The organism is Magnetospirillum sp. 15-1 (genome assembly GCF_900184795.1).
Classification (GTDB): Bacteria; Pseudomonadota; Alphaproteobacteria; order Rhodospirillales; family Magnetospirillaceae; genus Phaeospirillum.
In genome coordinates, this window is record NZ_FXXN01000025.1 from 375791 (window position 1) to 395173 (window position 19383).

A 19383-nucleotide genomic window follows, 5' to 3' on the forward strand; every position below is an offset into this window, starting at 1 on the left:
ACATTGCGAAAGCGCAATTTTAAAATTGCCTTAACGCAACAAATCCTTGGCACCATTTCACCTTGGTGCAGGAAAACAAAATATAGACCTCGGCTCTTTACTTGACTACCGCATTTTGCTGTTTAGCCGCCCAGGCCGTCAGCTGGCTGGTGACATCATCGAGTGCCAGCTCCCAATCGCCGGGAGCAGGCTGACCGAAGACCCGCAGGGACGGGTACCAGGGCGAATCCGGACGGTTGCGCAGCCAGCGCCAGCAGGCGTCGAAGCGCGACAACACCCAGACCGGCTTTCCCAAGGCCCCGGCCAGATGGGCGACCGAGGTATCGACGGAAACCACCAGATCCAGTGCTCCGACCAGGGCGGCGGTTTCGGCGAAATCTCCGATTTCCGCCATGTAATCGGTCAGAATCATGCCGGATGGTGGTTTGTGTGCCTCGGCGGCGGCGGGGCCTTTTTGCAGGCTGATCAGGCTGATTCCCGGGATACGGCCCAGCGCCTCGAAACGGGCCAGCGGCAGCGAGCGACGCCGGTCCATGAGCGCCGCCTCCCGGTCATCGGCGCGGGGCGCCCCTGACCACACCAGTCCGACCTTCAGCCCCGGCAGTTGGCTCAGGCGGGCTTTCCACGCCTCCACCGCCGCCGGGTCGGCGCGCAGATAGGGAATGTGGGGCGGGATGGTGTCGAGCCGGGTTCCCACCAGATGGGCCATGCTGATCAGCGGCAGGTGGCAATCGTGGGGCGGCAGGACGGCGGGATCGTCAACAACCTCGGCGACGCCCGGCACGGTAAGCAGGAGCCGCCTGAGCTCCTTGGGCGCCAGGAGGATGACCCGTCCGCCCACCGCCGCCGCCACCGTGGCATAGCGGCAGAATTGGAGGATATCGCCCAGCCCCTGCTCGCAGTAGAGGAGGACGGTTCGCCCCTCCAGCATGCCGCCGCGCCATTCCCTGGCGGGGTCGGGCATGCGGGGGATGGGGGTATGGGCGCGGCGCCATTCGTATTCGGCGAAGCCGGCGGCCAGTTCCCCCATGCCGAGCAGCGCCATGCCCAGAAACGAGTGGGCTTCGGCCAGACCGGGGGCCAGGGCGATGGCGTGGCGCAGGACGGTGACCGCCTCTTCGTGGCGATTGGCCCGACACAGGGTGGCTCCCAGCTTCAGGTGGGCTTCGGCCATGGCGGGAGCCAGACGGACGGCCTCGCGGAAGCATGATTCGGCTTGCTCCGGATTACCTTCGATCCAGTGGAACGCCCCGGCATTGCACTGAACACCCGCCGAGTCCGGCTTCCGGCCCAGGGCATGAAGATGGGCGGCCCGCGCCTCGTCCAGGTGTCCCGCCTCGGCCAGGGCAAGGCCCAGGTTGGAATAGGCCTCGGCCTCGCCGCCCAGGGCCGTGGCGCGGCGGCAGGAAGAGATGGCCTCGGAGAGGTTCCCGAGGGCCCGCTGGGCCGATCCCAGGTTGTTGTGGAGGACCCACGAATCCGGAATTCGCTCGATCAGGCGGCCATACAGCGCGGCCGCTTCGGCGTGCCGGCCAGCGAGGTCGCACCGATGGGCCTCGTCCACCATGGCCACGGTCCGGTCATCGAGCCCCCCCTTGCCTGCCCTTCGGCTCATCGTGGAGGGGCTCCATCCCGCTGCGGCCCGGCCATCAATGCCGCGTCGCCACCGGCGGCGGCGGTATTGACCGACAGACAGCGTTCCACCCCGTAGCGGATCAGGGTGTTGGGGCCGCCGGCCTTGGCGCCGGTGCCCGACAGGCCCAACCCGCCGAAGGGCTGCGAGCCCACCACGGCGCCGATCATGGTGCGGTTGACGTAGATATTGCCGATGCGGGCGCGGGCCACCACCTGGGCGATGGTGGCGTCGATGCGCGAATGGATGCCCAGCGTCAGGCCATAGGCGGTGGCCGCCACGGAATCGAGAACCTTGCCCAGGTGCCCGGCCTCCCACGGGATGACGTGCAGGATGGGGCCGAACACCTCGGCCTGCAGCAGGTCCAGGTTCTCCAACTGGTGGGCCATGGGGGCGAAGAAGGTGCCGTTGCGGCACTCGGCTGGGCAGGGGGCCTGGGCGACGGCCCGCCCGGCATGGCGCAGACGTCCGCCATGGGCCAGCAGCCGCTGGCGGGCGCCCTCGTCGATCACCGGCCCCACGTCGGTGGCGAGCAAGGCGGGGTCGCCCAGGGACAGCTCGGCCATGGCTCCGGCCAGCAGCGGCTCGATACGGGTCCAGGCCTCGCGCTGGATGAAGGCGATGCGCAGCGCCGAGCAGCGCTGTCCCGCCGAGCGGAAGGCGCTTTCCAGGCAATCGGCCACCACCTGCTCGGGCAGGGCCGAGGAATCGACGATCATGGCGTTGAGACCGCCGGTCTCGGCGATCAGCGGGACCAGGGGACCGTCCATGGCGGCCCGCAGGCGATTGATGTGCCGCGCCGTGGCGGTGGAGCCGGTAAAGGCGATGCCGTCCACCAGAGGGCTGGCGGCCAGGGTCTCGCCGACCGCCGGACCGCCGGGCAGCAGGTGCAGCGCCTGGGGCGGCACGCCGGCGGCATGGAGCAGCCGCACCGCCGCCGCCGCCATCAGCGGGGTCTGGGGTGCCGGCTTGGCCACCACGGTATTGCCGGCGGCCAGGGCGGCGGCCACCTGACCCATGAAGATGGCCAGGGGAAAGTTCCAGGGCGAAATGCAGGCGAACACACCGCGCCCGCCCAGCATCAGTTCGTTGCGTTCTCCCACCGGGCCGGGCAGGCGCAGCGGCGCGCCAAAGCGTGACCGGGCCTCGGCGGCATAGAAACGCAGGAAATCCACCGCTTCACGCACTTCGCCCAGGGCGTCGGGAATGGTCTTGCCCGCCTCGCGGATGGCCAGGGCCATGAAACGGGCCCGCTCGGCCTCCAGTCGGTCGGCGGCCCGGTCCAGGATGGCGGCCCGTTCTTCGCCGCCCCGATCATCCCAGGCGGGGAAGGCGGCACGGGCGGCGGCCAGGGCCTGTCCAACCTCGGCGGGGCCGGCTTCCACCACTTCGCCGACCTCGCGGCGGTGGTCGGCGGGGTCGAGAACCGGAACGGCGGCGCCGGAACCCCTCTCCTCGCCGCCGATGATCGGTACCGCCCGCTCGGGGACCGAGGCGGCGGCCAGGGCCAGATCCAACTCGGCGAGAACCGCCGGCGACGACAGGTCGAGGCCGCCGGAATTGCGCCGCAGCGGGCCGAACAGGGCGGCGGGGTCCACCACCGGCTGCGGCGCGATGCGTCCCAGCACCGCCAAGGGGTCGGCGGCCACCACATGGGCCGGAATCTCGTCGTCGGCCAGCCGGCTGACGAAGGAGGAATTGGCGCCGTTCTCCAGCAGGCGGCGCACCAGATAGGGCAGCAGGTCCTGGTGCGAGCCCACCGGCGCGTAGGTGCGGCAGGCCATCTCGGGCACCAACTGGGCGTAAAGGGCCTCGCCCATGCCGTGCAGGCGCTGGAACTCCCAGTCGCCGCGCCCGCCGGTCATCTCGATGATGGCGGCGGCGGTATGGGCGTTGTGGGTGGCGAACTGGGGGTAGAACAGGTCGGGGCGCGCCAGCAGATCGGCGGCGCAGGCCAGATAGGAGACGTCGGTGGCCTCCTTGGTGGTGAACACGGGAAAGCCGTTCAGACCGCGTTCCTGGGCGCGCTTGACCTCGCCGTCCCAATAGGCGCCCTTGACCAGGCGGATCATCAGCCGCCGCTTCCGGCGTTCGGCCAAGGCGCCGGCCCAGGCGATCACCGGACGGGCCCGCTTCTGATAGGCCTGGACCGCAATGCCGAAGCCGGTCCAGCCGTCCAGCCCGGCATCGGCCAAGGCCGCCTCGATGACGTCCAGGGAGATTTCCAGGCGGTCGGCCTCTTCCGCGTCGACGGTCAGGCCGATGCCGGCGTCGCGCGCCCTGTGGCAGAGATCGAGGAGGCGAGGGACCAGTTCGCCCATGACCCGGCGGCGCTGGGCCATCTCGAAACGGGGGTGCAGCGCCGACAGCTTGACCGAGATGCCCGGCCCGGCGATGGGGCCGGCCCCCTTGGCATGGCGGCCCAGGGCGTCGATGGCATCGGCATAGGCGCGAACGTAGTCGCGCGCCGTCGCGTCGCTGCGGGCCGCCTCGCCCAGCATGTCGAAGGAATGCCGATAGCCCTTGGCTTCCCACGGGTCGGCATGGTCCAGGGCCTCGGCGATGGTGCGGCCCATGACGAACTGGCGGCCCATCAGCCCCATGGCCCGGCGCAGCGCCTGACGCACCACGGCCTCGCCCATGCGTCCGGCCATCTTGCCCAGGACGACCTTGCCGTCCTCCTCCAGGTGCAAAAGCCGGTCGCCCAGCATCAGCGCCCAGGTGGAGGCGTTGACGAACAGCGACGGCGAATGGCCGCGATGCCCGTCCCAATCGGCCGAGCCGATCTTGTCCTTGATCAGCAGATCGGCGGTGTGGTCGTCGGGAATGCGCAGCAGCGCTTCGGCCAGGCACATCAGCACCACGCCTTCGCGGGTGGACAGCTTGTACTCGTTGAGAAAACCGTCGAGGCCCATGGAACGGCGGTTCCGGCGGGCTCCGTCAACCAGCCTGACGGCATGGTTGACGACCCGGCGGCGGGCCTCGTCCTCCAGGGGAATGGCGGCGGCCAGCCCCGATACCAGCTCGGCCTCTCCCCGTCTGGCGGCCAGATGGATGGCTTGGCGCTCGGCGTCGGGGGCGGGAAGGGGCTGATCGAGGATCATGACGGCGACGGGGTACGGGTCGACAGGCCGATCAGCATGTAGACGGGGCACCAGCCCAGCCCGGCCGAGACCAGCGGCACGATGCCGATCCAGCCCCAGGGACCGATCAGGTTGACCATGGCCAGCCCGATCATCACCAGCCCGACCGCCACACGGATCAGGCGGTCCTTTCCTCCCATGTTGGCTTCCATCACACCGCCTCGATGGCGCAGGCCAGATTCATTTCACCGGCGGTATTGGCGATGGTGGTCAGGCAGGCGTCGGCGCGGGCCGGAATGGCCACCGAGAAGCGGGTGACGTAGATGCCCTGGTCGGGCAGGCGTTGGGCGTCCATGCGCACGATATTGGCCTGGAACTCGCCGAACACCTCGGACAGGCGGGCCACCAGCCCGGGACGGTCGCCGCCCGACACCACCACCCGGTGGGTGATGGTTCCGGCCGGGCCGTGGGCGGCATCCATCTCGAAGGAGCGGACCGAGATGCGCGCTCCGGCCAGCAGGGGCAGGCCGGAAAGGTCGGCCTCGACCTCCGCGGCCGAGACCGAGGCCGGCAACTCGCAGACCGAGGTGAACTCGGCACCGCTGCCCAGCATGGCGAAGCTGGTGTCGCCGAGATCGGCGCCCAGGTCGAAAAGCCGCCCGGTGATGGCCGCCACCAGCCCGGTGCGGTCTGAGCAGAATACGGAAACGAGCACGGTGGACATGAAAGCCTCGCTCTCAAGGAATAGCAAACGCCGGAACGGCCCATCATGCGTCAGGTTCCGGCATTTGTTAACCCCGAGACATGGCGCTATAATCCCCCGGTGAAATGCGAGGAGATCATGCGCTTTTGGGGTCTGGCCCTGGTGGTGTTGGCGGTGACCGGCGTGGCGGCCTGGGTCTGGTGGCCGCGCGGCTACGGCATCAATCCGCAGGACGCCCGGCAGGTGGCCATGGGCTACGACCTGTACAACGTGCATTGCTCCTCTTGCCACGGCCACGACCTGCGGGGCGAGCCCGACTGGCAGACCCGCAAGCCCAGCGGCGAATTGCCGGCCCCGCCGCATGACGCGTCGGGCCACACATGGCACCACCCCGAGGAACAATTGTTCGCCATCATCAAGCATGGGATGGCCCGTTTCGCTCCGCCGGGTTACAAGACGGCCATGCCCTCCTTTGTCGGAACCCTGAGCGATTCCGAGATCAAGGCGGTGCTGTCCTACATCGAATCCACATGGCCGGCCGAGATTCGCGAACGCCGCGCCGCCATGTTGAAGCACTGAGGGACAGGTCAATACATTAGGGGAAGGGGTGCGGCGTGACCGCCAAGATCAAGATCGGCAATTACGGCTACACCTGTCAGCCGCGCTGGGGCTTTGGCCGGCCCACCCATCCGCGCCTGACCGAGATCGTCGGCCGCCAGCGGGCCGAATACGCCCGCCGTATCGAGCATCTGCTGGGATTGGCCGACCATTTCGCCGCCATCCCGCTGGAAGCGCCCGACGAGGCGCCCGGTCCCCGCTGGATGAACCCTTGGTTCAGCGCCATGGATGCCATCGTGCTGACCGGCATGCTGGTGCGCCACGATCCCCGGCTGCTGATCGAGATCGGCTCGGGCAATTCCACCAAGTTCGCCCGCCACGCCATCACCACCCACAAGCTGCGGACCAGGATCGTCTCCATCGATCCCCAGCCGCGCGCCGAGGTGGACGCCCTGTGCGACGAGGTGATCCGCGCTCCCGCCGAGTTCGTCGATCCGTCGGTGTTTTCACGCCTCAAGCCGGGCGACATCCTGTTCATCGACTCGTCGCACCGCAGTCTCGAGAATTCCGATGTCACCGCCCTGTTTCTCGAGGTGCTGCCGGAATTGCCGCCGGGGGTGATCGTCCACGTCCACGACGTCTACCTGCCCTACGACTACCCGCCGGCCGCCGAAGGGCTGATGTACAACGAGCAATACCTGCTGGCCGCCCTGCTGCTGGGCGAGGCCAAGTGGCTGGAGCCGGCCTTTCCCAATTACGCCGTGGTGCAGGACCCGCAATTGTCGCCGCGCCTCGCCCCGCTGTGGCGGGCCATCGGCACCAATGCCTTCCCGGCGCCCAGCACGTCGTTCTGGCTGAACATCAAGAAGCATAGATAATTATTTGAATAACCTGATGTCTTCAGGTTTTCTCCCGACCGCGTGACATGCCCAGGCCGCCTCGTAGCCTGCTTCGAGATGGCGGGCGAAACCGGTGGGGTCGAAGGCCGGCGAGGTGGGCAGCAACTCCAGCAGACGGGCACGCAAGGCCGCCAGACGCGCCCGGTCGCGGCCCAGGCCGACCGCCAGCGTCTTGAGGGCGGTGGCATCCTCCACCGCCAGTTCCGGCAATCCCAGCGCATGCAGCAGCGAGGCGGCGACGCGCGAGCCCAGGCGGCTTCCGGCGGCGGTCACCAGCGGCACGCCCATGCGCAGCGAATCGGCGGCGGTGGTGTGGGCGCCGCAGACCAGGGCGTCGACGAACAGATCGGCGGCGGGCAGGCGGGCCAGATGCTCGGGCCTTGGCAGGGAGGGTGCCCAGATCAGCCGGGCGGGATCGATGCCGGCCTGCCGCGCGGCCTCTTCCAGGCGTGTACGGGCCGCCTGGGGCGGCGCCAATTGCCACAAGACGGCATCGGGCAGCTCGGCCAATATCTCCAGCCACAGGGAGAAGCTGGCGCGATCCAGCTTGCGATGGCCGTTGAACGAGCACAGGACCAGCCGGTCCTCGGGCAGACCCAGCGCCGGGCGGTCCGGTGGCGGCCCGGCGGGCGGCGTCCAGGCCAGATTGGCCTGGTAGGTGTCGGGAAGCAGGATCAGCTTCTCGGAGAAATGGCCGCGATGGGCCGGCGGCACCAGCACCGGGTCGACAATGGCGTAATCCAGCCAGGGAGCGGACGAACTGGCCGCCAGCCCCAGCCACACCGCCTGGATGGGGGCCGGCCGCAGGGCGGCGATGCCGGGTCGGGCATAGCGGGTGAACACCGACATATCCACCAGGATATGCACCCCGTCGGCGGCGATGCGTTCGGCGGCGGCGCGGTCGCCCAGGGAGGAGAGATCGACGAAGGCCTCGCAATCCCGTGCCATCCTTTCGCGCCAACCCGAGCCGTCGTCGGGGCCGACGGAATAGGCCACGGGGCGCACCCGGGCGCGGTCGTGGCGGGCGAAGATGTCGCCGGCCAGATGCATGGTGGCGTGCTCGCGGTAATCGGGCGAGAGATAGCCCACCACCAGGGGCGGCGACGGCTTGGGCTGCGGGCGGAGAACCGGCCGGGGCTGGCCGGGGACCCGGAAAGCGGCCTCCAGCCCGGCGATGCGGCGCATCTCCTCGCCGGTGAAGGGGTAGAACAGGGCGTCCTGGGTGGACAGCGGCAACTGCCCCTTGACCTCGCCGCGCAGGATGGCGGCGCGGATTTCGGCGAACAGCCGCTCCTCGTTCGCCCAGTCGGCGGTCTCGCGATAGGCGCGCAACAGGTGGCCCTTGGCCGGAGCCAGGGCGGGACTGATCGTCAGCGCCGTGGTCAGGGCGGTGATGGCGTCGCCGTGGCGGCCGAGACGCAGCAGCACCTGCCCGCGCATGGCCTGCAGTTCGGCGACGCCGGGATGCAGGCGCACCGCTTCGTCCAGGGCGGCCATCGCCGCCTCGTTGTCGGCCGTGGAGACCAGCAGGATGCCTAGATTGATGTGGCCGCCGGCGAAACCCGGCGCCACCTTGGTCAGGCGGCGGAACGCCTGGGCGGCCTCGCCCATGCGGCTCAGCGAGCGCAGGGCGTTGCCGAGCGCCAGCAGGCTTTCGGGATCGTTGCCGGCGGCGAGACGCTCCAGGAGGGGCAGGGCCTCGGCGGCGCGATCGAGCGCCAGCAACCCCTTGGCCTTGCTGAACAGCGAGGGCGCATGCCCCGGCTGGGCGGCCAGGATACGGTCGAGATGGGCCACGGCATCGGCATGGCGCCCGGCCATCAGCAGGAACAGCGCCAGATTGTAGCGCACCGGAATGGCCGAAGGCGCCGCCTTGACCAGACCGTCGAGGATGGCGATGGCGGGCTTCAGCTTGCCCGCCTGGGCCAGCTTGATCGCCTTCGCCATCTCTTGATCCATATTCATGGTGCTCTATCCAGGCCCTCAACCGCCGGGCGCTTCGCTTGGCTTTCGCGGCATAGGCCGCGGCGGGCCTTGCCCTTGCCGCCGGGCATAGCCCAGCGGAATGCTCATCCCTTATCGTTCCTCCACCTCCGCATCAAGCCGGAAAGACGTGAAGCGGGCGGGGAACCGTGCGCCAGATGCCGGCCCGCTTTTCGAACCAGTGGTGGCGGATGGTGTGGAAGACATCGCCGGTCCACCCCCGGATAGCCACCTCCATGTGGCCGGAATCGAAACGCAGGATGCAATAGCCGTTGGCATCCTCGCGCAGCCGGGTGGAGCAGGCGGTGGTGGCCTGGACCAGCACCAGGGAATGGCCGTGCATGCCGTTGATCAACTCGACGCGGGCATGATGGACGTGGCCGGTCAGCACCGCGTCGATGCCGTGCTCGACCAGCACTTCGTAGGGATGGCCGCCCGAGGTGGTGGACGGTGGATGATGGAGGAACACCAGCCTGGTCGCCTCGGGCGGGGCGCCGTCCAGGGTGGCTTCCAGATGGTCGAGATGGGCGCCCTTCAACGCCCCGGATTTCCAGCGCAGCGAGCGGGTGCTGTCCAGGCCGATGGCCACCAGGGACTCGTCTTGCCATGCCGGAAAGGGCTCGTGGCCGGGCAGGTTCTTGTGGAACTTGGCGCGCGGCCGGAAAATGCGGTTCCACGGCCGGTAGAGCGGCTCCAGATCATGGTTGCCGGGCACCACCAGGGCCGGGGCGGGGCAGTGGGAAAGGAAGGTCCTGGCCTCGGCGAACTGATGCGACCGGGCCCGTTGGGTCAGGTCGCCCGAGACGATGACCAGATCGGGGCGCTGGTGCTGCAGGTCATGAAGCAGGGCCGTCACCACCCGCGCGTCGGTGCGGCCGAAATGCAGGTCGGAGAGGTGGGCGATGGTTCTCAACCCGGCTCTCCCCGTGTCGGCATCAGCACCCGCAGCGCCTTGGGCCGGGCGCGGAACACCAGCGGGGCGTTCATCACCGTCACCTCGCCGTCAAGGGAGACCATCATGCGGCGCTTGCGGCTGGTGACCCGCACCTGCTCGGCGGTGTAGGTGCGCAGGCGGGGGCTGGCCCGCCAGTGGCCGATCACCGCCTCGACGAACAGCCATAACAGCGACAGCCGGCCGGAGCAGGCGGCCACGTGGATCACCAGCTTGCCGGTGTCCAAGGCTTCCCGCGACAGGGGCAGGGGCTCCTCGCGCCAGGGGTTGTTGGTGATGAACAGCATGGGGGTAGAGACGGTGACGTTTCCCTCGGGCAGGTTCAGCGTTACGTCGATCAGCGGGAAGCGGCGGAAGGCCCGGAGCGCCGCCAGCAGCATGGCGCGGCCTTTGCGCATGCCGCCCCGCTGCATGTGGTCGCGGCGCCTGACCACCCAGGGATGCATGCCCATGGAGGCCCAGATGGCGAAGGGCAGGCCGTTGACCTCGGCCAGATCGATGTCGCGGGCGGTGGCGCCGGCCATGACGCGGGCGGCCTCCACCGGGTCGAGGGGCAGATCCAAATCGCGGGCGAACAGGTTGAGCGTGCCGAGCGGCAGGATGCCGAGCGGCAGATGGCGCCCCAATCCCGCCAGGATGGCGGTAAGGATGGTGCCGTCGCCGCCGCCCACCACCACCGCGTCCAGGTCGCGGCTTTCCGCCATGGCCGACAGGGTGCGGGCCAGCTCGCGCCGGCCGACGATTTCGGTGCGGATCACATGCCCGGCCTCGGCCAGGGCGGCGACGATGGCCGCCACCGTGGAATCCAGCGGCAGGCGCCGGAAGGTTCCGGCGGAACGGTTGATGACGAGGGCCAGTCTCATGCCTCGACAGCACTCCGGCGGAAGGCCGCTGTCAAGTCACAAGCGCTCAGAAGATCGGCTTGTCGCCGAACACCAGGGTCTGGCCCTCGGGCAGCACGGCGCGGTCGCGCCCCCCACGCTTGGCCTCGTACATGCGCTGGTCGGCCAGCTCGATCAGGCGCGGCCAGTCATTGGCGCCGTCGACCAGACGTTCGGCCACGCCGATGGAGGCGGTCATGGGAGTGCCGTCGGGCCGGGGGCCGAAACCGGCGGCGCGCAGGCGCTCCATCAGGATGCGCGCCCCGTCGGGGGCGGTATCGGTCAGGATGGCGACGAACTCCTCGCCGCCCCAGCGCACCAGCACGTCGCCGCGCCGCAGGCCGTGGCGCAGGTTGTCTGCCAGGGCCTTCAGCGCCTTGTCGCCTTCCTCGTGACCATAGGTGTCATTGATGGACTTGAACTTATCCAGGTCGAAGAAGGCGATGGACAGCGGGGTGTTGCGCATGGCCGACAGGCGGAACTGCAGGTCCAGCGCCTCGCCGCCCGAACGTCTGGTATAGGCTCCGGTCAGGGGGTCGATCATGGCGCGGTTGACCAGGGCGGTGATGTAGTGCAACTGGCTCATGCCCGAGAACATGGCCACGCCCATCACCAGCACCATCAGCCAGAACATGGGGCCGTGGATGTCCACGGTCAGGCTCTGGCCGCCCATCAGCAGGCCGATCACCGCGAAGAAGAAGGCCGGGGCCGAGAAGATGGCCACCTCGAAGGCGGTCAGCGGAAAGATCGCCAGACCGGCCAGCACGATATTGGGCATCAGGGCATAGAGCTTGGTCACCAGCAGCGCCACCCCGGCGACCTGCAGGTCCTCGGTCACCTTGATGGACAGCAGGTAGAACACCGGCGGCACCAGCAGCATGACCATCAGCATGGCATCGGCCTGCAGCCGGCTCTTGGTGATGTCCCACGGCCAGGCCAGCAGCAGGAAGACCACGCCCGAGCCCAGGCGCAGCGCGGTCATCAGCGCCCATTGCGGCCAGGGGAAGACGAACCAGTCGATGATCGACCACAGCGGCACCATCACCGCGAAGATGGCGGCCACCAACTGGATGCGCGAGATGATCACCGACGCGGCATGGCGGCGGATATGGGGGGAATGGCGCAGCGGCACCAGCAGGTCGAAGAACTGCCCCCAGGTGATCTTGATGGGGGCGAACAGGTGGGCGGCGAATGAGCGCCAGCCCTTGGTCCCGTCGCCACCGGCATCGATCAGATCGGATTGCATCTGTCCAGAACCGTCCACAGCCCCAACTCCCGCTCGGTGATTCCCCGTACTCGAATCGGGGCGGAGGGTATTGGAAAATACATATTTTGACAATGGTCAAGCACGGTAGATCCCGGTTGAAAAGCATTCATTCCAGCCGCATGCTCCTGGAATAAGAATATGCCGAAAAGGCCCGATCCGGACGATAACGGGAGACACAGATGTCCGCAGGCAATCCCTACAACACCCATCTCGACAAGAATCCGGCCAATTACGTGCCGCTGACGCCGCTGGGCTTTCTCGAGCGCTCCGCCTCCGTGTATCCCAATCGCATATCGGTCATTCACGGCGACCTGCGCTTTACCTGGAAGCAGACCTACGAGCGCAGCCGCCGGCTGGGTTCCGCCCTGGCGGCGCGGGGTGTGGGCGCGGGGGACACCGTGGCGGTGATGGCCGCCAATACGCCGGCCGCCTACGAGGCGGCGTTCGGCGTGCCGATGACCGGTGGTGTGCTGTGCGCGCTCAACATCCGCCTGGACGCCGAGGCCATCGCCTTCATGCTGGGCCATGGCGAGGCCAAGGTGCTGCTCACCGACCGGGAGTTCTCTCCGACCATCAAGAAGGCGCTGTCGCTGCTCGACAAGAAGCCCATCGTCATCGATATCGACGACGCGGCGGTCACCACCGGCGAAATGCTGGGCGAGATGGAATACGAGGCGTTCATCGCCGGCGGCGACCCCGAATACGCCTGGGTCTGGCCCTCGGACGAGTGGGACGCCATCGCGCTCAACTATACTTCGGGCACCACCGGTAATCCCAAGGGCGTCGTCTATCACCACCGTGGCGCCTACATCAATGCCCTGGGCAATGTCGTCAACTGGGGGATGACGGGGCATCCGGTCTATCTGTGGACCCTGCCCATGTTCCACTGCAACGGCTGGTGCTTTCCCTGGACCCTGGCCGCCTTGGCCGGCACCAATGTCTGCCTGCGCCGGGTGGATGGCGGCCACATGTTCGCCGCCATCGAGAAGCACAAGGTCACCCATATGTGCGGCGCGCCCATCGTCATGGGCATGCTGATCAACGCGCCGGAAAAGGATCGCCGGCCGCTGCCCCATCCGGTGGAGTTCATGACCGCCGCCGCCCCGCCGCCCGCCGCGGTGATCGGCCGGCTGGAATCCCAGGGCTTCAAGATCACCCACGTCTATGGCCTGACCGAGGTTTACGGCCCGGCCACCGTGTGCGCCTGGCACGAGGAATGGGACCAATTGCCGCTGGACGAGCGGGCGAAGATGAAATCGCGCCAGGGCGTGCGCTACGTCAACGAGGAGGCGATGATGGTCGCCGACCCGGTCAGCCTGGTGCCGGTGCCCCAGGACGGCGTCACTATGGGCGAGGTGTTCTATCGCGGCAACGTGGTGATGAAGGGCTACCTCAAGAATCCTTCCGCCACCGACGAGGCGTTCTCGGGCGGATGGTTCCATACCGGCGATTTGGGCGTATGGCACGCCGACGGCTATATCGAGCTGAAGGACCGCTCCAAGGACATCATCATTTCCGGCGGTGAGAACATCTCGACCATCGAGGTGGAAGGCGTGCTCTACCAGCATCCGTCGGTGGGCGAGGCCGCCGTGGTGGCCCGTCCCGACGAGAAGTGGGGCGAGACCCCCTGCGCCTTCATCGGCCTCAAGGACGGAGCCACCGCGACCGCGGAAGAGATCATGGCTTTCTGCCGCCAGCGGCTGGCCCATTACAAATGCCCGCGTACCGTGGTCTTCACCACGCTGCCCAAGACCTCCACCGGCAAGGTGCAGAAGTACGTGCTGCGGGAAATGGCCAAGAAGCTCAACGATTAATGTCCCGGCGTGCGGTCCGGGATCGCCGTTCCGGACTGCACGCCACGATACACAAGCAAATGGCGAGGTCATCTTTCGGTGTATGGCCTCCGGTGATTTGACCAGGGTCATGCTGATGCCTATAGTATCGACGTGATGAACATCAAGATCAGCGGCGATCAGGCAAGAGTGGGGAGGCAGAACGTCGGGGTGGCCATGCCCACGCCGGCGGCCCATCGCGGATTGGCCGAACGGCTGATCTGTCTTCATGACGAGATCAAGGGCGACAATTGCCTTGCCGGCCTGAGCCGTATCGCCATCGCGCTTTACGACGAGTCGTCGGATATCCTCAAGACCTTCATTCACTCCAGCGACGGCGACAACCCGCTGGAGCATTCCATGGCCAAGCTGTCGGAAATGCCGGGACTCAAGCTGCTGGCCCGGATGGGGGGGCGGCGCACCCTCAACGATCTGGCGAAGGTGGCGGCCGCCGGCCAGGATCACGCGGTACGGCTGCTGGCCGCCGGCTACCGCTCCAGCTACACGGTGCCCATTCAGTCCAAGGGCGTGTTCTACGGCTTCCTGTTCCTCAACTCATTCGAGGCGGGCTTCTTCTCGCCACCGGTGGTTCATCGCCTGCGCCCCTACGCCGAGCTGATCTCGCAGATCATCATGCGCGAACTGGACACGGTGCGGATGATGCAGGCGGCGGTGAAGGTGATCCGCCAGGTGTCCACCGTGCGGGACGAGGAAACCGGGGCCCATCTGGCCCGCATGGCCCGCTATACCCGGGCCATCGCCCTCAAGCTGGCGCCGCGCTACGGCATGAACGACGAATACGTTGAATATCTGTTCCAGTTCGCGCCGTTGCATGATCTCGGCAAGATTTCGGTGCCCGACCATATCCTGCTCAAGCCGGCACGCCTCACCCCCGAGGAATTCGACATCATGAAGGGCCATGTGGCCCGGGGGGTGGAGATCGTCGATCTGATGGTCGGCGATATGGGGCTGCAATCCCTGCCGCACTTCCATATGTTGCGCAACGTCATCGCCTATCACCACGAAGCCATGGACGGCAGCGGCTATCCCTATGGGCTGGCCGGCGACGCCATCCCCATGGAGGCGCGGATCGCCGCCGTTGCCGACGTATTCGACGCGCTGACGTCGGCCCGGCCGTACAAGGAGCCGTGGACCAACGAGGCGGCTTTCGATCTGCTGCGCAGCCAGGCCGGGAGCAAGTTCGATCCCGACTGCGTCACCGCTCTTATCGACAGCGTCGCCATGATCGGCGATATTCAGGCTCGCTTCGACGAGACGGTTTACGACTGATGCATCTCCTGTTCCGCCTGCTGACCCTGTCCGCCCTGGTGCTGGGGACGGGGGCGACAGCCGCTGAATCCAGCCGTCCGGAATGGTCCAAGGTGGGCGATCCGGCCACCGGCCCCGCCTCGGTGATCGGCTCGCCGGCCGCCGGCTGCCTCAAAGGCGCCGTATCCCTGCACGAGGACGAGCATTCCTTCCAGGTGCTGCGCCCGTCGCGCAACCGTCACTGGGGTCATCCGGCCACCATCCGCTTCATCGGCGAACTGGCCAAGGCGGCGAAAGGCGAGGGGATCGCCGGCCCGCTGCTGATCGGTGACATGGCCCAGCCCAGGGGCGGCCCCATGCCCGTCGGTCACGGCAGCCACCAGAACGGCCTGGACGTGGACATCTGGTTCCGGCTGCCCGCCAAGCCGCTCAGCCGCACCGAGATCGAAGCCCCCAAGCCGGTCTCCATGGTCTACGGCACGGAGATCGACGAGGATCACTGGACCCCGGCCCAGGCCCGTCTGCTGGAGCTGGCCGCCCGCGCGCCCCAGGTGGACCGTATCTTCGTCAACCCGGCCATCAAGAAGGCCATGTGCCGCGCAGTTCCCGCCAATGGCGACCGCGAGTGGCTGCGCAAGCTGCGGCCCTGGTGGGGCCACGACGAGCATTTCCATGTGCGGCTCTCCTGTCCCGCCGACAGCCCCGATTGCGAGCGCCAGAAACCCATGCCGGAAGGCGACGGCTGCGGCGACGAGCTGGAGTCGTGGTCGACCCGACCCACCTGGCCGGCTCCGACCGCCAAGCCCCATCACCAGTCCCGCCCATTGCCCGAAGCGTGCGCCGGATTGTTCCGGAAGGGGTAGTCCCTCAACATCCCTTGCAATTCCGGTGGGAAGGGCGTAGAACCCGGCCACCAATCCGCACGCGGGATCGCGGCGGCGGCATGTCTGTGCCGCTCGTTCGCTCCGGTGCCGGGAGTTTTCCTGGCCACACCCGCGGAGGTTCAACCGGAGAAGCAAAGGACTTATCCAATGGCTCTGCCCACGTTCACCATGCGTCAGCTCGTCGAAGCCGGCGTGCATTTCGGCCACAACACCCGCCGCTGGAACCCGAAGATGGCTTCGTACCTCTTCGGCATCCGCAATGGCATCCACATCATCGACCTGCAGCAGAGCGTGCCCATGCTGCACCGCGCCATGCAGGCGGTGCGTGACGTGACCGCCGCCGGCGGCCGCGTGCTGTTCGTCGGCACCAAGCACCAGGCTTCCGACGTGGTCGCCGAGTCGGCCAAGCGTTGCGGCCAGTACTTCGTGAACCACCGTTGGCTCGGCGGCATGCTGACCAACTGGAAGACCATCTCCAACTCGATCCGCCGCCTGCGCGAGCTGGACGAGCAGCTGGCCTCGGGCGCCCTGTCCGCCCTGACCAAGAAGGAACAGCTGGTCCTGTCCCGCGAGAAGGAGAAGCTGGACCGCGCCCTGGGTGGCATCAAGGACATGGGCGGCCTGCCCGACATCCTGTTCATCATCGACACCAACAAGGAAGCCCTGGCCGTCCAGGAAGCCAACAAGCTGGGCATCCCGGTGGTGGCGATCATCGACTCCAACTGCGATCCGGCCGGCATCTCCTATCCGATCCCCGGCAATGACGACGCCATCCGCGCCATCCAGACCTATTGCGATCTGATGTCGGGCGCCGTGCTGGACGGCATCCAGGCCGAGATCACCCGTGGTGGCGGCGACGTCGGCGCCTCGGCCGAGGCTCCGGTCGAGCAGATTCCGGAAGTGATCGCCGAGGCGGCCGCCGAGGAAGCTGCCGCTCCGCAGGCCTGATCGGCTCTAAGAGAATAGGAATGGCGGCGACATCCGGTCGCCGCCATTCGCTTGAGAACCAACCATTTAATTCGTCGAGAGGGGAATACCCATGGCCGAGATTACCGCTTCGCTGGTCAAGGAACTGCGCGAGAAGACCGGCGCCGGCATGATGGACTGCAAGAAGGCGCTGGGCGAGACCGCCGGCGACGTCGAAGCCGCCATCGACTGGCTGCGCAAGAAGGGCCTGGCCGCCGCCGCCAAGAAGGCCGGCCGCGTCGCCGCCGAGGGTCTGGTGGGCATCGCCGCCGCCGGCACCAAGGGTGTGGCCGTCGAAGTCAATGCCGAGACCGATTTCGTCGCCCGTAACGATCAGTTCCAGGGCTTCGTCGCCGCCGTCGCCGCCGTGGCGCTGGACAAGGGCAGCGACGTGGAGGCCATCAAGGCCGCCGCCTGCCCCGGTACCGACAAGAATGTCGCCGACCAGCTGACCCACCTGATCGCCACCATCGGCGAGAACATGTCGTTGCGCCGCGCCGTGCGCCTGGAAGTGTCGGCCGGCGTGGTCGCCTCCTACGTCCACACCGCCATCGCTCCCGGCCTGGGCAAGATCGGCTGTCTGGTGGCCCTCGAGTCCACCGGCAATGCCGAGCGTCTGGCCGAGGTCGGCAAGCAGATCGCCATGCATGTGGCGGCCGCCAATCCGCTGTTCCTGGACCCGTCGGTGGTCGACACCAGCGCTCTCGACCGCGAGAAGGGCGTGCTGACCGAGCAGGCCCAGGCTTCGGGCAAGCCCGCCGCCGTCATCGAGAAGATGGTGGAAGGCCGTATCCGCAAGTACTACGAGGAAGTCTGCCTGTCCGAGCAGATCTTCGTCATCGACCAGGAGAACAAGATCTCCAAGGTTCTCGAGAACCTGGGCAAGGAGATCGGCGCGCCGGTCAAGCTGGCCGGTTTCGCCCGCTTCGCACTCGGCGAGGGCATCGAGAAGGAAGAGAAGGACTTCGCCGCCGAAGTGGCTGCCCAGCTGGGCGGCTGATCGGACGACACGTTCGGGCCGCCCGCTCCCTTTTTTGGGGGCGGGCGGCCTTTTTTCTCCCCACAAGGGGGGGAGACAGGCAGGCGGAATGGTGTATGATCGCCGCCGCCCGCGCCAACCAGATTGGCAAGACTTTCAGCCCGAGGATTCCATGGCCAGCGACGCCAAATTCCGCCGCGTTCTCCTCAAGATTTCGGGCGAAGGCCTGATGGGAACGCGGGAGTACGGCCTTGACCCCGAGACCGTTGATCGTATCGCCCGCGAAGTGAAATCCGTCCGCGACCTCGGCGTCGAGGTCTGCGTGGTCATCGGCGGCGGCAACATCTTCCGCGGCGTGTCCGGCGCCTCGTCCGGCATGGAGCGGGCGGCGGCCGACAACATGGGCATGCTGGCCACCGTCATCAACGCGCTGTCGGTACAAAACGCCCTGGAGAAGGTCGGAGTCGAGACCCGCGTCCAGTCGGCCATCGTCATGCCCACCGTGTGCGAGGCCTTCATCCGCCGCCGCGCCATCCGTCATCTGGAAAAGGGCAGGGTGGTGATTTTCGCCGCCGGCACCGGCAATCCGTTCTTCACCACCGACACCGCCGCCGCTCTGCGCGCCGTCGAGATGGGCTGCGACGCGCTGCTGAAGGCCACCCAGGTGGATGGCGTCTATTCCGCCGACCCCAAGAAGGTCAAGGATGCGGTCCGCTACGACCGTCTGACCTTCAACGATGTTCTGGCCCGCGACCTGGCAGTGATGGATACCTCGGCCATCGCGCTGTGCCGCGAAAACAAGGTTCCCATCGTGGTGTTCGACCTGCACCGGCCCGGCGCCTTCGCCGAAACGGTCTCGGGACGCGGTCTGTTCACCATTATCGCCAACGATTAATAAGCCTCAAGGGGAGACGATCGTGTCCACTCCGACCACTTGGAACGACCTCAGGAAGGATATCACCCGGCGCATGGACAGTGCCGTCGAGGTGCTGAAGAAGGAATTCTCCGGCCTGCGTTCGGGCCGCGCTTCCGTCAATCTGCTGGACCCGGTGGTGGTCGAGGCCTATGGCCAGACCATGCCGCTGTCGCAATGCGGCACCGTCGGCGTCCCCGAGCCGCGCATGCTGACCGTGCAGGTGTGGGACAAGAGTCAGGTCAAGGCGGTCGAAAAGGCCATCGCCAACGCCGGCCTCGGTCTCAACCCTCAAGCTGACGGCCAGATGATCCGCGTGCCGATCCCGGCCCTGAACGAGGAGCGCCGCAAGGAGTTGCAGAAGGTGGCCGGCAAGTATGCCGAGCAGGCCCGCATCTCGGTGCGCAACGTGCGCCGCGACGGCATGGACTCGTTGAAGAAGATGGAGAAGGACGGCCACATCTCCGAGGACGAGATCAAGAAGCACGAGAAGGAAATCCAGGGCATCACCGACGAGACGATCAAGAAGATCGACGAGGCCCTGGGCCATAAGGAAAAGGAAATCATGCAGGTTTGAGGAG

At 67.4% G+C, this 19383-nt stretch carries 17 protein-coding genes; 9 read left to right on the forward strand and 8 right to left on the reverse strand.

Annotation, left to right across the window (positions count from 1 at the left end; all coding sequences use genetic code 11):
- Positions 1-97: 97 nt before the first annotated feature.
- From CP958_RS14750 to CP958_RS14765, 4 genes are read right to left on the reverse strand one after another with little or no spacing between them, the layout of a single operon-like run.
- Positions 98-1615, reverse strand: a complete 1518-nt coding sequence (locus CP958_RS14750; RefSeq protein WP_141400533.1) for a tetratricopeptide repeat protein — start codon at positions 1613-1615, stop codon at positions 98-100.
- Entirely contained in the window at positions 1612-4737 is a 3126-nt protein-coding gene (gene putA / locus CP958_RS14755; protein ID WP_096702773.1) for a bifunctional proline dehydrogenase/L-glutamate gamma-semialdehyde dehydrogenase PutA, read from the reverse strand. The genes CP958_RS14750 and putA overlap by 4 nt, the downstream gene beginning before the upstream one ends.
- The gene (locus CP958_RS14760; RefSeq protein ID WP_347337844.1) at positions 4734-4916 is read right to left on the reverse strand and encodes a DUF2892 domain-containing protein; all 183 of its coding nucleotides are present in this window, start codon (positions 4914-4916) and stop codon (positions 4734-4736) included. The genes putA and CP958_RS14760 overlap by 4 nt, the downstream gene beginning before the upstream one ends.
- Before the next feature lie 11 nt (positions 4917-4927).
- Positions 4928-5440: an ACT domain-containing protein gene (locus tag CP958_RS14765; RefSeq protein ID WP_096702776.1), complete on the reverse strand. Its 513-nt coding sequence runs from the start codon at positions 5438-5440 to the stop codon at positions 4928-4930.
- A gap of 117 nt (positions 5441-5557) precedes the next feature.
- Between CP958_RS14765 and CP958_RS14770 the strand changes: the two genes are divergently transcribed.
- Both CP958_RS14770 and CP958_RS14775 read left to right on the forward strand, forming a co-directional pair.
- Positions 5558-5998, forward strand: coding sequence for a cytochrome c (locus CP958_RS14770; protein ID WP_096703069.1), 441 nt, complete (start codon positions 5558-5560; stop codon positions 5996-5998).
- Positions 5999-6033: 35 nt separating this feature from the next.
- The gene (locus tag CP958_RS14775; protein ID WP_096702778.1) at positions 6034-6855 is read left to right on the forward strand and encodes a class I SAM-dependent methyltransferase; all 822 of its coding nucleotides are present in this window, start codon (positions 6034-6036) and stop codon (positions 6853-6855) included.
- Here the strand turns inward: CP958_RS14775 and CP958_RS14780 are convergent, their stop codons facing one another.
- The 4 genes from CP958_RS14780 to CP958_RS14795 form a co-directional block, all read right to left on the reverse strand.
- Positions 6856-8841, reverse strand: a complete 1986-nt coding sequence (locus tag CP958_RS14780; RefSeq protein ID WP_096702780.1) for a tetratricopeptide repeat protein — start codon at positions 8839-8841, stop codon at positions 6856-6858.
- 133 nt (positions 8842-8974) lie between these two features.
- Complete coding sequence (locus CP958_RS14785) at positions 8975-9772, reverse strand: metallophosphoesterase (RefSeq protein WP_096702782.1); 798 nt, start codon at positions 9770-9772, stop codon at positions 8975-8977.
- Positions 9769-10674, reverse strand: a complete 906-nt coding sequence (gene mamU, locus CP958_RS14790; RefSeq protein ID WP_096702784.1) for a lipid kinase MamU — start codon at positions 10672-10674, stop codon at positions 9769-9771. Before mamU ends, CP958_RS14785 begins: the two co-directional genes overlap by 4 nt.
- Before the next feature lie 46 nt (positions 10675-10720).
- On the reverse strand, positions 10721-11956 hold the full coding sequence (locus CP958_RS14795; RefSeq protein ID WP_170958982.1) for a GGDEF domain-containing protein: 1236 nt from the start codon (positions 11954-11956) through the stop codon (positions 10721-10723).
- Between the two features lie 182 nt (positions 11957-12138).
- On the opposite strand from CP958_RS14795, the gene CP958_RS14800 reads away from it, so the two are divergent.
- The 7 genes from CP958_RS14800 to frr all read left to right on the forward strand — a co-directional run bounded on the left by CP958_RS14800 (position 12139) and on the right by frr (position 19379).
- Positions 12139-13773, forward strand: a complete 1635-nt coding sequence (locus tag CP958_RS14800; protein WP_096702789.1) for an acyl-CoA synthetase — start codon at positions 12139-12141, stop codon at positions 13771-13773.
- Positions 13774-13908: 135 nt separating this feature from the next.
- A complete protein-coding gene (locus CP958_RS14805; protein ID WP_242442908.1) occupies positions 13909-15081 on the forward strand; it encodes an HD domain-containing phosphohydrolase in 1173 nt (390 codons plus the stop codon).
- On the forward strand, positions 15081-15923 hold the full coding sequence (mepA, locus tag CP958_RS14810; RefSeq protein ID WP_096702791.1) for a penicillin-insensitive murein endopeptidase: 843 nt from the start codon (positions 15081-15083) through the stop codon (positions 15921-15923). Before CP958_RS14805 ends, mepA begins: the two co-directional genes overlap by 1 nt.
- A gap of 168 nt (positions 15924-16091) precedes the next feature.
- Positions 16092-16892, forward strand: a complete 801-nt coding sequence (gene rpsB / locus CP958_RS14815; protein ID WP_096702793.1) for a 30S ribosomal protein S2 — start codon at positions 16092-16094, stop codon at positions 16890-16892.
- 91 nt (positions 16893-16983) lie between these two features.
- The gene (tsf, locus tag CP958_RS14820; RefSeq protein ID WP_096702795.1) at positions 16984-17910 is read left to right on the forward strand and encodes a translation elongation factor Ts; all 927 of its coding nucleotides are present in this window, start codon (positions 16984-16986) and stop codon (positions 17908-17910) included.
- A gap of 151 nt (positions 17911-18061) precedes the next feature.
- Positions 18062-18784: a UMP kinase gene (gene pyrH / locus CP958_RS14825; RefSeq protein WP_008615508.1), complete on the forward strand. Its 723-nt coding sequence runs from the start codon at positions 18062-18064 to the stop codon at positions 18782-18784.
- Positions 18785-18806: 22 nt separating this feature from the next.
- Positions 18807-19379: a ribosome recycling factor gene (gene frr, locus CP958_RS14830; RefSeq protein ID WP_096702797.1), complete on the forward strand. Its 573-nt coding sequence runs from the start codon at positions 18807-18809 to the stop codon at positions 19377-19379.
- Positions 19380-19383: the final 4 nt, after the last annotated feature.